This is a genomic window from Xanthomonas sp. NCPPB 2922 (genome assembly GCF_041520885.1).
In the GTDB taxonomy this organism is placed as follows: domain Bacteria; phylum Pseudomonadota; class Gammaproteobacteria; order Xanthomonadales; family Xanthomonadaceae; genus Xanthomonas; species Xanthomonas campestris.
Window position 1 is genome coordinate 22,190 of record NZ_JBGOFY010000001.1, and the last position, 15,215, is coordinate 37,404.

A 15,215-nucleotide genomic window follows, 5' to 3' on the forward strand; every position below is an offset into this window, starting at 1 on the left:
CCCTTCCCCAGGATATGTGGCCGATGTACGGAGAATTCAGTCTCTACGGTGTGTTCGTTCCCACCTTGCTGGCGTTGATGACGCTGGCCTACCTGCTCAACAGCGCCATTGGCGTGCTGCTGACGCGGGCCGGGGCGTATCGCCACATCTGGCACCCGGCCCTGTTCAACCTGGCGCTGTACATGGCCCTGCTGGGCGGCCTGTTTTCCCTCATGCGTTGGATGCAATCGTGAAGAAGCTGATCAAGACGGCGGGGCCGGCGCTGCTGACCCTGGCAATGGTGGTGGTGGCCGCGATGGTGCTGCAGCACCTGTGGCGGTACTACATGGATGCACCATGGACGCGCGATGCGCACGTGGGCGCCGATGTGGTGCAGGTGGCGCCGGATGTGTCCGGGCTGGTGGAGCAGGTGGCGGTGGCCGACAACCAGGCGGTCACGCGCGGGCAGCTGCTGTTCGTGGTGGACCGCGCGCGTTATGCGATTGCGCTGGAACAGGCCCGCGCCGCACTGGCCGAACGCCAGGCTACCCTGACCCAGCTACGCCGCGAGATCGCACGCGACCGCAGCCTGCAGGACCTGGTGGCCGCCGAAGACGCCGAAGTGCGCCGCTCCAACGTGCAGAAGGCGCAGGCCGCCGTGGCCACCGCGCAATCGGCGGTGGACCTGGCCCAGCTCAACCTGGACCGTACCGAAGTGCGCAGCCCGGCCGACGGCCATATCAGCGACCGCACCGTGCGCGTGGGCGACTACGTCAGCGCCGGGCGCCCGGTGGTGGCAGTGCTGGACACCGGCTCGTTCCGCGTCGATGGCTATTTCGAGGAAACCCGCCTGCAGGGCGTGCACCCGGGCCAGCGCGTGGACGTGCACCTGATGGGCGAGCCGGTGACGCTGCACGGCCACGTGCAGAGCATCGCCGCCGGCATCGAGGACCGCTACCGCACCGGCAGCGCCGGCGCCCTGCCCAACGTCACTCCCGCCTTCGACTGGGTGCGGCTGGCGCAGCGCATCCCGGTGCGCATTGCGCTGGATGCGGTACCGGCGCAGGTGCAGTTGATCGCCGGGCGCACCGCCACCGTCACCATCCTGCCGGATGCCGCGCGCCCGGCAGCGGCCAGTGCGCCTGCCCGCGTGCAGGCGAAGGCCACGCCATGAGCCGCGCCGCGTTGCGTCACCTGGGTCTGGCAACCGCGCTGACCGCACTGAGTGCCTGCAGCACCGTCGGCCCCGACTACGCGCTGCCGCACGAGGCGGTCTACAACCGGCCGGCCGCCAACGCGCCGTTCCTGGACACCGGCAACGCGCAGGTGCGCCCCGGGGCGCCACTCCCGGCACGCTGGTGGGCGCTGTATCAGGACCCGATGCTCGATGGCCTGGTCGAACAGGCGCTGCGCGACAACGTCGAGCTCAAGGTGGCCAGTGCCAACCTGCGCCGCGCCGCGGCCGTGTACGAGCAGGCGCTGGACGCCGGCGGGTTCGACTATGAAGTGGAAGCCGGCGTCAGCCGCGCGCAGATCTCGGCCGAAGCCTTCCTGCAGGAAGAAAAACTGCCCGTGTTCAACCTGGCCGACGGCAAGTTCGGCGTGTCCTACCAGTTCGATCTGTTCGGCAAGCTGCAACGCGGTGCCGAAGCCGCGCACGCCGACACCCAGGCCGCGCAGGCGGCGATCGACCTGGCCCGCGTCAGCGTGGCCGCACAGGTGGCCGGCAGCTATGTGGAGATCTGCAACGCCAACCACGAGCTGCATGTGGCCGAGCACTCGCTGCAACTGCAACAGCGCAGCCGCACGGTGACCCAGCGCCTGATCAGCGCTGGCCGCGGCACGCCGCCGGATCTGGCCCGCGCCACCGCGCAGGTGGCGATGCTGGAAGCCGCGTTGCCGCCGCTGCGTGCACGCCGCCAGGCCGCCGGCTACGCGCTGGCCGCGTTGCTGGGCAAGACCCCCGGCCAACTGCCGGCCGGGGTGGACAGCTGCGCGCACGCACCGGCGCTGCAACAGCCGATCCCGATCGGCGACGGCCGCACCCTGCTGGCCCGTCGCCCGGACGTCCGCCAGGCCGAACGCCGGCTGGCCGCGGCCACCGCGCGCATCGGCGTGGCCACCGCCGAGCTGTATCCGGACATCCGCTTGGGCGGCTCGATCGGCGCCACCGGCCTGCTGGCCGATATTGGCGAGCCGGCGACCCACGCCTGGTCGATCGGCCCGCTGATTTCCTGGACGCTGCCGTCCAGCGGCGCGCATGCCCGCGTGCGTGCCACCGAGGCGGGCGCCGACGCGGCGGTGGCGCAGTTCGACCACACCGTGCTGCAGGCACTGCGCGAAGTGCAGACCACGCTCTCGCGCTATGCGCAGGACATGGACCGGCTGCGCCTGCTCGAACAGGCGCAGCAACAGGCCGAACTGGCCTCGTCGCAGAACCGCCGGCTGTACCAGGGCGGGCGCTCGCCCTACCTCTCCAGCCTGGATGCCGAGCGCACCCTGGCCACCGCCGACATGACCCTGGCCGATGCGCAGGCGCAGGTGTCCAAGGACCAGATCCAGTTGTTCCTGGCCCTGGGCGGCGGCTGGGAACCGGCCACCGACGCGACAGCTGCGCGATGAACGCCTTGCTGCGCGACCGCCAGGCGTGGCTGTTTTCGGCCAAGACCTTCGCTGCGGCGATTGCGGCCTTGTACGTGGGCCTGGCCGGCAATCTGTCGCGCCCCTACTGGGCGATGGCCACGGTCTACATCGTCTCCCAGCCCCTGCTCGGCCCCACCCGCGCCAAGGGCGTGTACCGCGTGCTTGGCACCCTGCTGGCCGGCGCGGCCACGCTGGTCATGCTGCCCAACCTGGTGGAAACACCGCTGCTGCTCAGCGCGGCGATGGCGCTGTGGTTGTCGGCCTGCCTGTTCCTGGCGCTACTCAATCGTGGCCCGCGCGGTTATGCCTTCCTGCTGGCCGGCTACACCACCGCCTTCATCGGCTTCCCGGCGGTGACCGCGCCGGAAGGCATTTTCGATACCGTGGTGGCGCGCAGCGAAGAGATCATTCTGGGCACGGTGATGGCGGTGCTGTTCGCGGCGCTGGTGTTCCCCGCCTCGGTGCGGCCGATGCTCACCGCGCGCATCGGCAACTGGATGCAGGACGCGGCGCAATGGTGCCGGCAGGTGCTGCAGCGCGGCCCGGCGCAGGCGCCGCGCAACCGGCTGGCCGCCGACCTGGTGCAGTTCGAGGCCTTGATCGCCTTCGTGCGGCATGACGACCCACGCCACGCCGGGGCTGCCCCCGCGCTGGAACAATTGCGCGCGCGCATGTTGTTGCTGCTGCCGGTGCTGTCCTCCATCGCCGACCGGCTGGATGCCTTGCACGCGGCCTCGCGCCCGCTGCCGGGCGAGCTGATCGCGCTGCTGGAGGACATCGGCGCCTGGGTGGAGCGCGCTGGGCCCGATGCCGTGCAGGTCGCTGCACTGCAGCCCGAAATGATCTCTGCAGGCGACGCCGATGCGCACGCGGCAGTGGCCGGCCTGCGTGCCCGCATCGCTGCACTGCGCCCGGCGGTGGATGACGACCTGCAGCATCTGCTGCTGGCCAGCCTGCTGCTGCGCCTGGAGGAACTGCTGGACCTGTGGCAGGACTGCCGCGCGCTGGAATCCGCCTTGCTGCAGGGCACTGCGCTGCCTGCGTTGGCGGCTGCAGCACGCGATCGCGCCGCACCGGAAGTCGAAGCCGGCACCGAAGTGCGCCTGCGATCGACCGTGCCGCAACGTGTGGACGGGTCTGGCGGCGACACCTCAGAAAGTTCTTCCACGCACGCGGACACCGCGCCCAGCCAGCCCGCATCGCTGCTACAACGCCTCGCCCGCTCTTCCAGCCGCCTTTCCACCGATGCACCGGCCACGGCAGGTGACGCACGGCATATCGACTACGGCATGGCGGCGTTTTCTGCGTTGAGCGCCGGCTTCGCACTGATGGCGTACTGCGTGCTGTGGATCGGCATCGGCTGGGAAGGCGGCGGCAACGGCGCGATGATGGCGGCGGTCACGGCCGCCTTCTTTGCCGCGCAGGACGACCCCGCGCCCAGCATGGTGTCCTTCCTTACCTGGGCGGTGGTCGCCAGCGTGGTGGCGGGCATCTACCTGTTCGGCATCTTCCCGGCCATCCATGATTTCCCGATGCTGGTGCTGGTACTGGCCGCGGTGTTCCTGCCGCTGGGCGCGTTGCTGCATCGGCCCAAGACCATGTTGATCGCGCTGCCGCTGGTGGTGAATCTCACCGCGCTGCTGAGCCTGCAGAACACCTACAACGCCAACATCCAGAGCTTCGTCAACGCTGCGGTGGCGATGGTGCTAGGCATTGGATTTGCCGTGGTGCTGACGCGGCTGTTCCGCTCGGTGGGTGCCGAATGGAGCGCACGCCGGCTGGTGCGGCAGGGCTGGCGCACGCTGGCCGCTGCCGCCGATGGCCGTGGTGCGCAGGACCGCCACCAGTTCGCCGCACGCATGCTCGATTTGCTCGGCCTGCTCGCGCCGCGCCTGGCGGTGGCACCGCCCGGTAGCGACCTGGCATCGGTGGACATGCTCACCGAAATCCGCGTGGGCTTGAACATCCTGCAGCTGCGCCGCGCCCGGCATGGCCTGCCGCCAGCGAGCATCGCCGCGGTGGACGCGATCCTGGCCGATGTGGCCACGCATTACCGGCAGCAGGTGGCGCACAAGCGCCCGCTGCCCGGCCCCGACACCTTGCGCACACGCCTGGACGCCTCGCTGGCGCGCGTTGGCCAGGTGCCGGCCGGCACGCACCGCGATGAAGCCTTGCTCGGCTTGATCGGCCTGCGTTCCAGCCTGTTCGTTGACGCAACCGTGCCGGACCACGCGCCGGGGCATCCGCAGTTGGCGTGAGTCGCGCTTCTCACGGAGCGATCAGGCAGTGCTTGCATGCCACTGGTGCGCGTTGGCGTGCGCGCCGGTGTTGCGACACCGCGCCGCGTGTTGGCGCGTAGCCAGCACGCAAGAGACAGCACCGATACGTGCAGTGCTGATCGTCATCAACCACCGCGCGGCTCGTGGACCGAGACAGCGCGCTCACCACCATCTCAAGACGCCATCTGACGCAGCAGGTGCCTCATCTTCAAAGACGTGTGGCGGCAAGGTAGTCCTCGCCGCCACCTCACAGTGCGCTGAGCCGCACCCTCATCCGCCCTTCGGGCGCCTTCTCCCGACGGGAGAAGGACCCCAACGCTCGCCAGCACGCCTCAGCGCTTGCGCGTATGCATCACGTCTTCGTGGTCCAGCCAATTGCTGCCCTTGTTGGTCAGGAAGAAGATGTAGACCACCAACGACACCGCGATCACCGCCGTGGCGTAGATCACGAACTCGCTCACGTGGCCGGTCTTCAACGAGGCCTGGTACAACAGCGGCGCGGTGCCACCAAACGCGGAGTTGGCCAGCGCATAGCCCAGGCCAACGCCCAGCGCGCGCACATGGGTGGGGAACAGCTCGGCCTTCACCACCGCGTTGATCGAGGTGTAGCCGGTCAGGATCACAAAGCCCACGGTGAGGATCGCAAACGCGGTCAGCCAGTCGGTCTGCTTGGGCAGCTCCATCACCAGGAACCAGGTGTAGAGCACGCCGCCGATGCCGAAGAACACCAACAGGCTCTTGCGGCCCACGATGTCCGACAACCAGCCACCCACCGGCTGCATCAGCATCAGCACCGTCAGCGCAACCAGGTTGATGATGGTGCCGGCCATCACGTCGCCACCGGCGAACGCGGTCTGGATCATCTTCGGGCCGGTCACCGAGTAGGTGTAGAACGCGATCGTGCCGCCGGCGGTGATCAAGAAGCACAACAGCAGCGGGCGCCACTGGTTGACGAACAACTCGCGCATCGAGCCGGACGCCTTGGCCTTGCCGGTGCGCGAATCGGCAATCGACTCAGAGCTCAGCGACTCGTCCATGGTCTGGCGCAGCCAGAACACCACCAACGCGCCGATACCGCCCAGGCCGAACGCCACGCGCCAGCCCCACTCCGACACCTGCGGGGCATCGAAGAAATGCAGCATCACCAGCAACGTGGTCTGCGCCAGCACGTGGCCGCCCACCAGGGTGACGTAATGGAACGACGACAAGAATCCGCGCCGGCCGGGAATGGCCGCTTCGGACATGTAGGTGGCGCTGGTGCCGTATTCGCCACCGGTCGCAAAGCCCTGCAACAGGCGCGCCAGCAACAGGATGATCGGTGCGGCGATGCCAATGGTGGACACCGTCGGCGTGATCGCGATGACGAACGAGCACAGCGCCATCATCGACACCGAAATGGTCAGCGCCAACCGGCGGCCATAGCGGTCGGCAAAGCGGCCGAAGTACCACGCGCCGATCGGCCGCATCAGAAAGGTCATCGCGAAGATCGCCCACACGAACATGGTGGCGTTCTTGTCTTCCTTGGAGAAGAACTGCGATTCGAAATAGGTCGCGAACACCGAGTAGACGTAGACGTCATACCACTCGACGAGATTGCCGGCCGATCCCTTGAGCGTGTTGGACACCGAGCGGCGAAGGCTGCCGGGCGCTGCGCCAGAACCGGCGGCAATCGGAGACGATGGGGGTGCGCTCATGCGGTCAGAACCTCTTGGTGGGACAGCCCCGGAGTATAGGTGCGCGCTTGTGTGACGCATGTAAGCATTTCGGCGCATAGGCAGGCGCCGCGCAAGCGGCTAGTCCGCCGGTGTCTGCGGCTGGAAAACCACTACATTGCAGGCGCGCTGCGCCTGTTCCATCGCCACGCTCCATTGCGTGAGGCGTGACGCTTCAGCTCGCTTTCGGCGTGGGTGCGCTCAGCGATTTGCTGTACATGCCCGAGCGATCGAAGCAACACGCGCGCCGCTTTCCGGACGCCAGCATGTCGCAGGCGGTGGCAATGCGCTTGCTCCGCGTCTCGGCCTTTTTCCCCGAGGTGACCCAGAAAATCCAGTCGCGCCGCGCCACCGCAGTGATGTCGTTCCAGGTCGCCTGCGCGGCGGGGTGCGCGGCAAGTGCGGCGTGCAGATCGTCGGGCACCACCGGCTCGGGCTCCACTTCCACCGGTGCGATCTCCAGCGTCACCGTGTCGCCGGCCGCCACCCCGGCGGCGCGCTGCAACGCGGCGTCCAGCTTCAGCCAATGCCCGCCCTGCCCGTCCGGTTGCAGCGTGGCCTGCAATGGATGGCCGGCCAGGCGGCCGCGCACGCTGACCATGCTGCGCGTCGGCAATGCGCCGCTTGCGTTGGCAGGCAGCACTAGAAACACCCACGTGGCATCGGCCGGCGTTGCCGGTTGCAGCAAGGTGGTGGTGCAGCGGATGGCGGCGGTGCCCATGGCGCGGACGATAGCACCGCAAATGGCTGGCATCTGCTGCCTGCGCGGTGCGGTGCTGGCGCGTGCGCAGGCATGCAAACCGCCACACGCTCGAGGCCGCATGCGCGCGCTCACGCTTCCTGCGGCAGCAGTTCTTTGAGCGTATCGATCAACGCGCGCAAGCCCGGCGGCAACTGGCGTCGCCCCGGGTAATACAGCACCAGCCCCGGAAACGCCGGGCACCACGCCTCCAACACCTGCACCAGCGTGCCGCGCTGCAGCGCTGCGCGCACCGCGTATTCGGGCACATAGGCAATGCCCAGCCCGCCTTCGGCGGCTTTGCACATCAGCGGAATCTGGTCCAGGGTGAGCCGCCCGGGCACATCCATCACCACGTCCTCGCCCCGCCGTTCGAACTCCCAGCGGTACAGCTTGCCGCTGGGCATGCGGTGGCGGATGCAGGCGTGCCGCTGCAAGGCGTCGGGCGTGTCGGGCGTCCCGGCGCGTGCGAGATAGTCCGGTGCGGCAACCGCCACGAAACGTGCCGGCCCACCGAATGGCACCGCCACCATGTCCTGCGGCACCGATTCGCTGAAGCGGATGCCGGCATCGAACCCGGCCGCCACGATATCCACCAGCCGGCCTTCGCTTACCAGATCCACCGACAGCGCCGGGTAGCGCGCCAGCACCTGCGGCACCACCTGCTGCAGCAGCAACCGCACCACCACTTCGGGCGCGTTGATCCGCACGGTGCCGCTGGGCCCGCCGCGGAAATCGTCCAGCTCCAGCAACGCCTGGTCCACGTCCTGCAGCGCCGGGACCAGCTTTGCGTACAGGCGCGCGCCGGCTTCGGTGAGCGACACGCTGCGCGTGGTCCGGTGCAGCAGGCGCACGCCGAGGTTGCGCTCCAGCGCGCTGATCACATGGCTGAGCGACGACGGCGCCAACCCGACCTCGCTGGCCGCGCGCCGGAAGCTGCGGTGCGTGGCCACGGCGGTGAACGCGGCAAGGTCGTTGAACGAGGGCTTGGGCATTGGTGGCAAAACCGCATCAACTCATTCGAATTCTATGCCATAGACCCAGCAATCCGCGCTTCCTAGAGTGGGCCTTCTCTCCGAACCACAGGCCATTCCCATGTCCAAGACCTGGCTCATCACTGGCGCCTCTTCCGGCTTCGGCCGCGGTCTGACCCAGACCCTGCTGGCGGGCGGCGATCGCGTCGCCGCCACCGTGCGGCGGCGCGACGCCCTGGCCGACCTGCAGGCAGCGCACGGCAACGCATTGACCGTGCTGCAGCTGGACGTACGCGACACCGCCGCGGTGCAGGCGGTCGTGGCACAGGCATTCGCGGCGCTGGGCCGCATCGATGTGGTGATCAGCAATGCCGGCTACGGCACGCTGGGCGCGGCCGAGGCCGCCACCGACGCGCAGGTGCGCGCGCTGATCGACACCAACCTCATCGGCTCCATCAGCGTGATCCAGGCCGCGCTGCCGCACCTGCGCCGGCAAGGTGGCGGGCACGTGGTGCAAGTGTCCTCCGAGGGCGGGCAGATCGCCTACCCCGGCTTCAGCCTGTACCACGCCAGCAAGTGGGGGATCGAAGGCTATGTCGAAGCGGTGCGCCAGGAAGTGGCCGGCTTCGGCATCCAGTTCACCCTGGCCGAACCCGGCCCGGCGCGCACCAACTTCGGCGCCGCACTGGAACGCACCGCACTGCCGCCCGACTACGCCAACACCCCGGTCGACGCACTGCTCCGCGCGCTGGACGACGGCAGCTGGGTCATCACCGGCGACCCGCAGCGCATGGTGGACGCGATGATCGCCTGCACCGAACAGACCCCACCGCCGCTGCGCCTGGTCATGGGCACCGCGGCGTATCACGCCATCCACGCCGCCCTCAGCACGCGCCTGGCCGCGCTCGAAGCCCAACGCGTGATCGCGTTTTCCACCGATGCACCGGCGACGGCGCACTAGCGCAAGCCGCGGCGCTGATAACGGCCGCTCGCATCTCTCCGCCAGCGCGCAGTTGCCGCTCCCCTTCACAACCTCCACCGCGCCGGCTTGCCAGAATGCCGGCCGCTTGAGGCCGCGACGGCGCGGGACACGGGAGTGGATGCATGACATGGATCATCGTGGCTTCGGTCATTGCCACGCTGGTGGGTGGGTTGCTGGCGCTGAACTTCGCCACGCCGGAAAAAAAGCTCCAGCACATCCCCAAGCATCTGTACGACGTGGCCGACCCGCAGTTCAAGCGCGAGATGTCGGTGTTGCTGGGCCCGGCGATCCTGCCCGGCAACAAGGTCGACGTGCTGCAGAACGGCCAGGAGATTTTCCCGGCGATGCTGGCCGCCATTCGCGCAGCAAAGCGCACCATCACCTTTGAAACCTACATCTATTGGTCGGGCGAGATCGGCCGCGAGTTCAGCGAAGCGTTGTCCGAGCGCGCGCGTGCCGGGGTGGAGGTGCGCGTCACCATCGACTGGGGCGGCAGCCTGAAGATGGATCACGCGCTGGTGGACACCATGACCGAGGCCGGCGTGGAAGTGCACCGCTACCGCCCGCTGGCCTGGTACAACCTGCACCGCATCAACAACCGCACCCATCGCAAGTTGCTGGTGATCGACGGCCGCATCGGCTTCACCGGCGGCGTGGGCGTGGCCGATCAGTGGATGGGCGATGCGCAGGACCCGGAGCACTGGCGCGATACGCATTACCGCATTGAAGGGCCGGTGGTGGCGCAGGTGCAGACCGCCTTCAACGACAACTGGATCAAGAGCACCGGCCGCGTGGTCAACGGCGCGGACTACTACCCGGCGCTCACACCTGCCGGTGACAGCGACGCGCAGCTGTTCGTCGCCTCGCCCTCCGGTGGCAGCGAGAGCATGCACCTGATGTACCTGGTGGCCATCGCCGCGGCGTCCACCTCCATCGACCTGGCGGCGGCGTACTTCGTGCCCGATGCCTTGATCACCCGCGCGCTGCTGGAAGCGCGCACGCGCGGGGTGCGCATCCGCGTGCTGCTGCCCGGCCCGCACATCGATGCGATTTCGGTGCGGCTGGCGTCCAAGGCCAGCTGGGAGCCGTTGCTGCAGGCCGGTATCGAGATCCATGAATACCAGACCACCATGCTGCACACCAAGTTGCTGATCGTGGACGGGCTGCTGGTGTCGGTGGGCTCGACCAACTTCGACATCCGCTCGTTCCGGCTAAACGACGAAGCCAGCCTCAACGTGTACGACCGCACCCTGGCCGCGCGCATGACCACGGTGTTCGAACGCGATCTGCAGCAGGCGCAGGCCTACAGCCTGGAACGCTGGCGCGCGCGCCCGCTGCGCGAGAAGCTGGCCGAGAAGCTGGTGATTCCGATCCGCTCGCAGGTGTGAGCTGCAGCGCGCCAACCAACACCAGCTCCCTCAGTATGCCGAGGCCTGCAGACGCAGCTGACGCAAGCGCCACCACACCCCGCCCACGTGCACCAGCGAGTACAGCACCAGCGCCGCGGCGATGCCGAGCGTCAGCGGGCTGGCCTGTGACCCGGCCACCGCCGCGCCGCCGCTGAAGGCGCCATCGGCCCAGCGCCAGGCCAGGCGGCCAAGCAACACCAGCATCAGCGCGCCGCCAATCCACGGATTGGGCGTGTACCAACCGCGGCCGTCCACCCATTCGGCATGCGTGTAACGCAACGACACCGCGCCCAGCCCCGCGCCGACCACCGCGCCCAGCGCCACAGCGGGCGCCACCCCAGGCAACCCGTAGGCGGCGTAGCCCAAGGCTGCAGTGGCCACCAGCAACAGGGCGGTGCGCAAGGTCGCAGCCACCGGCTTCCAGGGTTGGCGTCCGAAGCTGCGGCGGATGCGGCGGTAGTAGAAGAACGCAACCGCAGCCATCGACAGATAGGGCGTCAGCGGGGCAATGGCGAAGGCGGGCATGCAACATCCTTTGCAGGTGAGGTGGTGAAGCGACAGCTGCAGGATGAAACCCGGCCCCGGCACGAACAAGGTGCCAAGTGTCACTTTCTGCAGCTATCCGCGCCGCCGAACCCCCAGCTACCCGCAACGCGCGGGGAGGCTTCGCACACGCCGCGGCCGGCCGGTGAACGCAACGCCCGCCTGCGGCAGCCGTTGCCACACGCGGATCCAGGCGGCGGCGGTAGACTTGCCGCCAGTGTTCCCCCACCGCAGTGCCATGTCCCCCATCAAGCAACACGCGCACCAGCTGATCGACGCGCTGCCCGAGGCCGCCGGGTGGGACGACCTTGCGCGCGCGGTGGACGGCGCCCGCTTCGAGGCCGCGGTGCATGCAGGCATGGCCGCTGCCGACCAGGGCCAGATCGCCAGCCCGGCGCAGGTGACGGCGATGTTCGCCAGATGGGGTGTTGATGTTGCGGCGTGACTGGACCGTCCCGGCCGCCACGCAGCTCGCCCACGCCCAGGATCACTACCACGCGCTCAACCCCACCGCGGCTGCGGCGATGGCCCGGCAGGTGCGCGAAGCCACCCGCACCCTGGCCGAGCAACCCGGGCGTGGCCGTGCCGGCCGGGTTGCAGGTACCCGCGAATGGACGGTGAAACACACCCCGTACGTGCTGGTGTACCGCGTGCGCGACGACGCCCTGCAGCTGCTGCATGTGCGCCTGGAGACCCAGGACTGGCTGCCGCGCACCGAACCGGTGATCGAGCGCATCGAACCGTGGATTGCCGCACTGATCAGCGCGCTGCTGCATGTGCTGATGCTGCTGATCCTGTTGTCGGCCTCCACGCCCAGCATGACCCCGCCACAGGGCTCGGCCAGCGGTGGCCGCACCAAGGTGGACTTCGTCGGCGACACCTCCCAGCCCGATCAACCGGTGCCCTCGCCCACCCCGGTACCGCCATCGCCCACACCCACGCCCGTGCAACCGCCGCCGGCCGCCTCGCCGGTGCAGTCCACGCTGGTGCAGCAGGCCAAGAACCCGGTGCCGCCGCAGGGCGACACCGCGCCCGGCAGCCTGGCCGAACGCCGCCGCCAGACCCGGCGCCAGACCCGTCCCACCCCGCCGCAACCGCCTGCGCCGCCGGCCGCCTCCACCCAGCGCCGCCCGGAAACCTGGACTGGCCGCCCGCCCGGCATGCTGGAGGAAGAGGCAGACGGCGCCGAAGACGGCACCGCCAACACCTCCACCATCAGCCAGGGCCGCCGCAACGACCGCAACAACGCCCAACCCAGCATGGATGTGGGCGGCTTCCAGGTGTATTACGAAGTGCGCAGCGAAACCCAGCTGCGCGCCTGGAAGGAGCAAGGCATGCAGGAGATCGCCATCATCCTGCCCGGCACCCAGCAACGCATGGTCTGCCCGCTGGACGTCGCGCTCAAACGCGGCTCCAGCAAATGCCGCCTGCTGCCGCCGGATTCGCCCGAGCTCAAAAGCATTGGCGACGCCCGCGAAGTCATCAACATGATGGAGGTCTACCGCCAGGGCGAACCGGTATGGCGTGGGCCTGGGCCGTATCGGTGAGTGGTGGGGACTAGGTGGGCCCGGATTCCACTTACCTGCACATGCTGGAATGGCTGCATCGATACCGGGCAGGTTGAAGTCGCCGGAGTGCTTGCACTTCTCTAACCGGAGTGCTTGCACTTCTCTAAAGTGCAAGCAACCTGCCCGAGGGCCGCAAGCGGTCCACATTGCATTCGCGGTTGGAAAGCGAGGTGTTGCCCTTGTTCAAGGGGCGCCTGCTGTCGTTCGATTTGCACGCCTCGCACGCATTTGCATCGCTTGCGTCGAACTCCCGAAACACCGCGCTGACCCTCGGCCGCGCAGATGCTTACATCGCTGCAGCCGCAGCCTCGCAAGACCTGGCGGTGGCAACACGTGACACGGCGCCGTTCGCAGCGATGGGCTTGGACGTGATCAACCCTTGGGGTTGATCGCGTGCAGACCACGCGGGCAGCGCAGCGTTGCGCAGGTGCGTTGCGCCCGCGTGCCGGGTTCGCCCACGCGACGGCATCTCGCTGGAGGCAGGCCATGCCACCGCAGGTCCGCGCAAACGGCAAGTCGCCCCGAGCGACGTCCTCTCGCCCCCAGAGCACGTAAGCGGCAGGAAACTGGCTACAGTCTTGCGCAGGGCGGTGTCGCCCACGCCATCCACCCGCTACCAAAGGATCTCCATGCTCCTGCATCGTCTTGCCCCGCGTGTGGGCCTGGCCATTGGCCTGTTGTGTGCCTGTTGCGCGCACGCCGCCACGCCGGTGGCGGCCCATCACTTGCTGCGCGTCACCCTGGGCGGCGCCAGCGACCAGACCGCGTCTGGCCGCTTGCTGGTGTTCGCCACCCTGGCCAAGGACGCGCAGGCGGCGGCCAAGGAGCGCAACAAGGACGGCAAGGTGGAACAGGTGGACGCAAGCCCGTTCCGCCCCAGCGCGGTGGCAGTAGCGGCGCAGGAAGTCACCGGCCTGGCGCCCGGCGGCAGTGTGCAGATCGACCTGGATAACCTCGCCTTCCCCAGCGCATTTTCCGCGCTGCCGGCTGGCGAGTATCTGCTGCAGGCGGTGCTGGATGCGGACCACAACTACGGCTACAGCGGCCGCGGTGGCGGTGACCTGCTGAGCGCGGTCACGCCGGCCACGCTGGGCAAGAACGCCGCGCTGCCCACGCTGACCCTGAGCACGCAGGTGCCGGTCTCCGACGACCCGTGGCAGGTATCGCCGCGGGCGCCGCAGGCAGTGCGCGATGCCGTGCCCGAGGCCAAGTTGCACAGTGCCGATGCGTCGATGGTGAGCCCGGCGCTGAGTGCGTTCTGGGGCCGGCCCACGTCCATCCGTGCGCGCGTGCTCACACCGCCCGGCTACGACGCCAAGGCCGCCACGCGCTATCCCACGGTGTATGTCACCCACGGCTTCGGCGGCGGCTATAACAGCTTTGCCGGCAGCATCGCCTCCACCTGGAGCGCGATGGCAGCCAAGCAGATGCCGCCGATGATCTGGGTGTTCCTGGACCAGGCCACGCCCACCGGCACCCACGAGTTCGCCGATTCGGTCAACAACGGGCCCTGGGGCGCCGCGCTCACCGAGGAACTGATTCCGGCGTTGGAAAAGCAGTACAAGATGGATGGCAAGGCCAGCGGCCGGTTCTTGAACGGGCATTCGTCCGGCGGCTGGGCCACGCTGTGGTTGCAGACGCGCTATCCCAAGCTATTTGGCGGCACCTGGTCCACCTCACCGGATTCCAGCGACTTCCACGACTTCACCGGCCCGGATCTGTACGCGCCCAACGCCAACGTTTACCGGCGCGCCGATGGCAGCCAGTTTCAGCTGGTGCGTGACCAGGGCAAGGTGCTGGCCGACCTGGAAACCTTCGCCAAGCTCGAACGCGTGCTCGGCCCCTACGGCGGCCAGCTCACCTCGTTCGAGTGGGTGTTTTCACCGCGCGGCGCCGACGGGCGCCCGGTGCCGATGTTCGACCGCGACACCGGCACGGTGGACCCGGCCGTGGTGGCCTACTGGCGCACCCACTACGACATTTCCGCGCGCGTGGCCGCGCAGTGGCCCACGCTCAAGCCCGACCTGGACGGCAAGATCCACCTGATCGTGGGCACCGCCGATACGTTCTACCTGGATGGCGCGGCGCGTAAATTCCAGGCAGTGCTGGACGGCCTGGGCGCCAAGAGCGACTTCCGCTATCTGGAAGGCCGCACCCACTTCGATCTGTACAAAGAGGGCGAGGACAGCAACGCCTTGATGAAGAAGATCGCCTGGGAGATGTACGCAGTGGCGCGACCGAAGCGCTAAGCGTGCCGCTGCATGGATGCCTGTGCTGTTGGGTGTGCCGGCCGTGCGTGCGACGTGCGGCCGGCGTGTCAGGGCATGGCGAATGACAGCACGTAGCGCAGCCACACGCGCAGGGTCGGCGCATAGCGGTAGCCGCCC

At 68.6% G+C, this 15,215-nt stretch carries 14 protein-coding genes; 10 read left to right on the forward strand and 4 right to left on the reverse strand.

The genetic code is table 11. The features are described from left to right. Nucleotides 1–14: 14 nt before the first annotated feature. Genes ACD584_RS00095 through ACD584_RS00110 form a run of 4 tightly spaced genes read left to right on the forward strand, consistent with a single transcriptional unit; the run spans nt 15 to nt 4,880 of the window. Nucleotides 15–233 carry a DUF1656 domain-containing protein gene (locus ACD584_RS00095; RefSeq protein WP_076037625.1) on the forward strand — a complete coding sequence of 73 codons (219 nt, stop codon included), beginning with the start codon at nt 15–17 and terminating at the stop codon, nt 231–233. Next, nucleotides 230–1,153 carry an efflux RND transporter periplasmic adaptor subunit gene (locus tag ACD584_RS00100; RefSeq protein WP_162277262.1) on the forward strand — a complete coding sequence of 308 codons (924 nt, stop codon included), beginning with the start codon at nt 230–232 and terminating at the stop codon, nt 1,151–1,153. Before ACD584_RS00095 ends, ACD584_RS00100 begins: the two co-directional genes overlap by 4 nt. Beyond that, nucleotides 1,150–2,601, forward strand: coding sequence for an efflux transporter outer membrane subunit (locus ACD584_RS00105; protein WP_076037623.1), 1,452 nt, complete (start codon nt 1,150–1,152; stop codon nt 2,599–2,601). Before ACD584_RS00100 ends, ACD584_RS00105 begins: the two co-directional genes overlap by 4 nt. Then, entirely contained in the window at nt 2,598–4,880 is a 2,283-nt protein-coding gene (locus ACD584_RS00110) for an FUSC family protein (protein ID WP_076037622.1), read from the forward strand. Before ACD584_RS00105 ends, ACD584_RS00110 begins: the two co-directional genes overlap by 4 nt. Before the next feature lie 353 nt (nt 4,881–5,233). Here the strand turns inward: ACD584_RS00110 and ACD584_RS00115 are convergent, their stop codons facing one another. From ACD584_RS00115 to ACD584_RS00125, 3 genes are all read right to left on the reverse strand, one after another. Continuing rightward, nucleotides 5,234–6,595 carry an MFS transporter gene (locus ACD584_RS00115; protein WP_011039236.1) on the reverse strand — a complete coding sequence of 454 codons (1,362 nt, stop codon included), beginning with the start codon at nt 6,593–6,595 and terminating at the stop codon, nt 5,234–5,236. Between the two features lie 193 nt (nt 6,596–6,788). Next, nucleotides 6,789–7,334 carry a YdeI/OmpD-associated family protein gene (locus ACD584_RS00120; RefSeq protein WP_076037621.1) on the reverse strand — a complete coding sequence of 182 codons (546 nt, stop codon included), beginning with the start codon at nt 7,332–7,334 and terminating at the stop codon, nt 6,789–6,791. A gap of 110 nt (nt 7,335–7,444) precedes the next feature. After that, nucleotides 7,445–8,347 (reverse strand): LysR family transcriptional regulator, encoded by a 903-nt coding sequence (locus ACD584_RS00125; protein ID WP_175611774.1) that lies wholly within the window; start codon nt 8,345–8,347, stop codon nt 7,445–7,447. A 100-nt stretch (nt 8,348–8,447) separates the two neighbouring features. Between ACD584_RS00125 and ACD584_RS00130 the strand changes: the two genes are divergently transcribed. Beyond that, nucleotides 8,448–9,287 carry an SDR family oxidoreductase gene (locus tag ACD584_RS00130; protein ID WP_175611773.1) on the forward strand — a complete coding sequence of 280 codons (840 nt, stop codon included), beginning with the start codon at nt 8,448–8,450 and terminating at the stop codon, nt 9,285–9,287. A gap of 143 nt (nt 9,288–9,430) precedes the next feature. Beyond that, entirely contained in the window at nt 9,431–10,696 is a 1,266-nt protein-coding gene (locus ACD584_RS00135; protein WP_043877851.1) for a phosphatidylserine/phosphatidylglycerophosphate/cardiolipin synthase family protein, read from the forward strand. A gap of 30 nt (nt 10,697–10,726) precedes the next feature. Here the strand turns inward: ACD584_RS00135 and ACD584_RS00140 are convergent, their stop codons facing one another. Then, nucleotides 10,727–11,242 (reverse strand): hypothetical protein, encoded by a 516-nt coding sequence (locus ACD584_RS00140; protein ID WP_076037618.1) that lies wholly within the window; start codon nt 11,240–11,242, stop codon nt 10,727–10,729. A 256-nt stretch (nt 11,243–11,498) separates the two neighbouring features. Here ACD584_RS00140 and ACD584_RS00145 point away from each other — a divergent pair, with 256 nt between their 5' ends. The 4 genes from ACD584_RS00145 to ACD584_RS00160 all read left to right on the forward strand — a co-directional run bounded on the left by ACD584_RS00145 (nt 11,499) and on the right by ACD584_RS00160 (nt 15,077). Further along, nucleotides 11,499–11,705 (forward strand): hypothetical protein, encoded by a 207-nt coding sequence (locus ACD584_RS00145; RefSeq protein WP_014509615.1) that lies wholly within the window; start codon nt 11,499–11,501, stop codon nt 11,703–11,705. Continuing rightward, a complete protein-coding gene (locus ACD584_RS00150; protein ID WP_012439694.1) occupies nt 11,692–12,807 on the forward strand; it encodes a type II toxin-antitoxin system RelE/ParE family toxin in 1,116 nt (371 codons plus the stop codon). The genes ACD584_RS00145 and ACD584_RS00150 overlap by 14 nt, the downstream gene beginning before the upstream one ends. Before the next feature lie 200 nt (nt 12,808–13,007). Then, nucleotides 13,008–13,217 (forward strand): hypothetical protein, encoded by a 210-nt coding sequence (locus tag ACD584_RS00155; protein WP_228437961.1) that lies wholly within the window; start codon nt 13,008–13,010, stop codon nt 13,215–13,217. 240 nt (nt 13,218–13,457) lie between these two features. Continuing rightward, nucleotides 13,458–15,077 (forward strand): alpha/beta hydrolase, encoded by a 1,620-nt coding sequence (locus ACD584_RS00160; protein WP_372357270.1) that lies wholly within the window; start codon nt 13,458–13,460, stop codon nt 15,075–15,077. Nucleotides 15,078–15,215: the final 138 nt, after the last annotated feature.

Coding starts and splice junctions, on each gene's coding strand:
- ACD584_RS00110 (WP_076037622.1), top strand. CDS start 2,598: ATGAACGCCTTGCTGCGCGACCGCCAGGCGTGGCTGTTTTCGGCCAAG.
- ACD584_RS00135 (WP_043877851.1), top strand. CDS start 9,431: ATGACATGGATCATCGTGGCTTCGGTCATTGCCACGCTGGTGGGTGGG.
- ACD584_RS00125 (WP_175611774.1), bottom strand. CDS start 8,347: ATGCCCAAGCCCTCGTTCAACGACCTTGCCGCGTTCACCGCCGTGGCC.
- ACD584_RS00150 (WP_012439694.1), top strand. CDS start 11,692: ATGTTGCGGCGTGACTGGACCGTCCCGGCCGCCACGCAGCTCGCCCAC.
- ACD584_RS00160 (WP_372357270.1), top strand. CDS start 13,458: ATGCTCCTGCATCGTCTTGCCCCGCGTGTGGGCCTGGCCATTGGCCTG.
- ACD584_RS00095 (WP_076037625.1), top strand. CDS start 15: ATGTGGCCGATGTACGGAGAATTCAGTCTCTACGGTGTGTTCGTTCCC.
- ACD584_RS00145 (WP_014509615.1), top strand. CDS start 11,499: ATGTCCCCCATCAAGCAACACGCGCACCAGCTGATCGACGCGCTGCCC.
- ACD584_RS00130 (WP_175611773.1), top strand. CDS start 8,448: ATGTCCAAGACCTGGCTCATCACTGGCGCCTCTTCCGGCTTCGGCCGC.
- ACD584_RS00115 (WP_011039236.1), bottom strand. CDS start 6,595: ATGAGCGCACCCCCATCGTCTCCGATTGCCGCCGGTTCTGGCGCAGCG.
- ACD584_RS00105 (WP_076037623.1), top strand. CDS start 1,150: ATGAGCCGCGCCGCGTTGCGTCACCTGGGTCTGGCAACCGCGCTGACC.
- ACD584_RS00140 (WP_076037618.1), bottom strand. CDS start 11,242: ATGCCCGCCTTCGCCATTGCCCCGCTGACGCCCTATCTGTCGATGGCT.
- ACD584_RS00120 (WP_076037621.1), bottom strand. CDS start 7,334: ATGGGCACCGCCGCCATCCGCTGCACCACCACCTTGCTGCAACCGGCA.